The organism is Butyrivibrio sp., assembly GCF_017940685.1.
Classification (GTDB): domain Bacteria; phylum Bacillota; class Clostridia; order Lachnospirales; family Lachnospiraceae; genus Butyrivibrio.
Genome location: NZ_JAGAYD010000082.1, coordinates 1 through 2,502, shown reverse-complemented (window position 1 = coordinate 2,502; position 2,502 = coordinate 1). Strand labels below are relative to the sequence as shown.

At 41.0% G+C, this 2,502-nt stretch carries 2 protein-coding genes; both read left to right on the top strand.

Features of this window, described 5'->3' with window-relative positions:
- Nucleotides 1–798: hypothetical protein (locus tag J6I68_RS05540; RefSeq protein ID WP_292218271.1), on the top strand; the 798-nt coding region annotated here is incomplete at its 5' end.
- Complete coding sequence (locus J6I68_RS05535) at nucleotides 795–1,808, top strand: HD-GYP domain-containing protein (RefSeq protein WP_292218267.1); 1,014 nt, start codon at nucleotides 795–797, stop codon at nucleotides 1,806–1,808. The genes J6I68_RS05540 and J6I68_RS05535, both read left to right, overlap by 4 nt.
- The last annotated feature ends 694 nt before the right edge of the window (nucleotides 1,809–2,502 follow it).

Below are 2,502 nucleotides of genomic sequence, written 5' to 3'. Positions count from 1 at the left end.
TGGCAGTTTTCAAACGACAAAGGTTCTATAAGAGAAAACGTGATCTTTCTTGAAGAAGGCCGAAAGATGTTTGGTTTTTCAAAGAGCATAGATGATAAGTACAGAGAGACAAGGCAGTATATGGCTGGCTATCTGATCAGTATGGAAGTATATGCAAGGAATCTCTCAAGCCTTAAAAGAGGCGAATATGCTGATTACGTTTTAGAAAATGCGACTGTTGCAAACCGTGTTTATCAGTATCTTACATATTTTGATGTAAACGCAACTATTTCAGATGCTTTTGCCCACGACAAATACACTAACGAGTATTTTAAGACCAAGAAAGTATCTGTACCCTACAAGGATCTTATAAAGCTCTCAGAGAAATTCAAGAAGCACAAGGATGAGCCTGAATTTGTAAGAGGCTTTGTTGCTGCTGTCTACGACTCTGACACCACAGTTGATCCTAATTTAAAGACTATAACCAGCCCTAAAAAAGATTATCTTGAGCTTCTTTCACGGGGCATGGAACAATACGAATTTGAATATTCCTATAACAGTGAGCGCATGGAAGTGTCACTCATTGGTGGCGCTACAGAGCTTATCCGGTTTTACACCATTTTCAATCCAGTAGCAAAAGGAAATGTTGAAAACTTAAGCATCAGAAACAGACGTCTCGACAACATAAGCGTTGAAAGCATTTCTGAAGTTAAAAGTGATGACCTGTATGAAGTTACAACAACCACCAGGAACTTCATTGTTAACGGAATTGCCAGCCATGACTGCATAGCTGGCCCCATTGAAATGGAGAACCTATGAGATACGTTAATAAAAAAGACTTAAAGCCCGGAATGATCCTGGCAAACAATATATACGACAATCATGAGCAGATCCTTCTTAAGGGCAATACCTCTCTAACGCAGTCTTATATAGACAGGATCATCAAGCTTGGCTATGACGGCCTGTACATATTTGACGAAGGCGACGTGGTAAAGGCCAATCAGCTGATTTCAGATGAGACCAGGATAGCTGCCATCAATAAGCTTAAAAAGCTTGATATTGATGCATGTCTTTTCCTTGCCAACAAGATTGTAAACGAAGTTCAGGCTTCCGAGTCTCTCATCATAGAAACCATCAACCTTTGCAGCTATGACAACTACACTTACGTCCACAGTGTCAATGTAGATCTTTTATCAGTCATCATCGGAATCGGAATGGGACTTAAAAACGCCGAGCTGGAAAAGCTCTCCCAGGCAGCTCTTTTGCATGATATCGGTAAGTGCGATGTTCCAATTGAGATCCTCAACAAGCCAGCCAAGCTCACCAGGGAAGAATATGAAGAGATAAAAAGACATCCTGAATATGGCCTCAGGCGCCTTCGCGAAAAGGAAAAAGACGGCGATGAGATCCCTTCAGTAATCAAGAGTGCAGTGTACTCCCACCATGAAAACTGGGACGGCTCCGGATATCCAAGAGGCATCACCGGAAGAAACATCCACAGATTTGCCAGGATCATCCATGTGGCTGATGTCTATGATGCCCTTACAGGAAAGCGCTCCTACAAGGATGCCATGAACCCTGCAGATGCCATGGAGTACATGATGGCCAACAGCGGGATAATGTTTGATATTGATGTGGTTAACGTATTTGTGCAGTACGTAGCGCCTTATCCTTTGGGCAGCAACGTACTTCTATCAACTGGCAAGCAGGGTGTTGTTTACGAGAACAATGAAAAATACCTTTCAAGGCCCAAGGTTAAGCTTACAAATGGTAATATTATCGATCTTTATGAAAAACTTGACGTTACCATCATCAAGATCCTGACCTGAAATCTGTTGTGCATATTAACTAGATTTTATCAGATTGTAGACAAAGTACAGATTATCCATAAGCCGCTTAATGAATTGTAAGTCTGACTGAATGAATATCAATAGCCTTTCGCGGCATATCCTCGTTGGTGGAGAGTCAGTGGGTGAGTCACCCACTGACTCTCCACCAACTGCGGTATTCCACGGTGCTATTGATATTCATCCGGTCAGACTTTTTTGGTAATCAAGCGGCCATGGATAGTGTGTTGTAGGCAGTGAATTGGATTACCGGTAAGGTTTTTGGCTGCGTTTAAGCGATATGCCAGCGCGGGGGCTTCAATGTTGCGCTATATCATATCGTGACAAGAGCCATTGAGTAAATATAATACCGCTGACAACCTGATCTGCTGTAGGTATTATGGTTTTACAGAAGTATCATATGTTATTTTATCAAATCTAATACCAGAAGTTCTCGCCTCTTTGAGGGGTATGAATTTCACATTGTGGTTTTATTAAAACTGGAATTATTGGCGTTGAAATCTAATACCTGTAACCAAAAACTATCTCAGTGGTAAGTAATGTCCATATAATGGTGTAAATTCAAAAATTAATATTAAAAGAGCCAAAGGCTCACCTTTAGGTATAATAAAGTCACCACAACAAATTAACCGGAGGTATAGCTCAATGGCTCAACTAAATATTACTTTAAACCAAG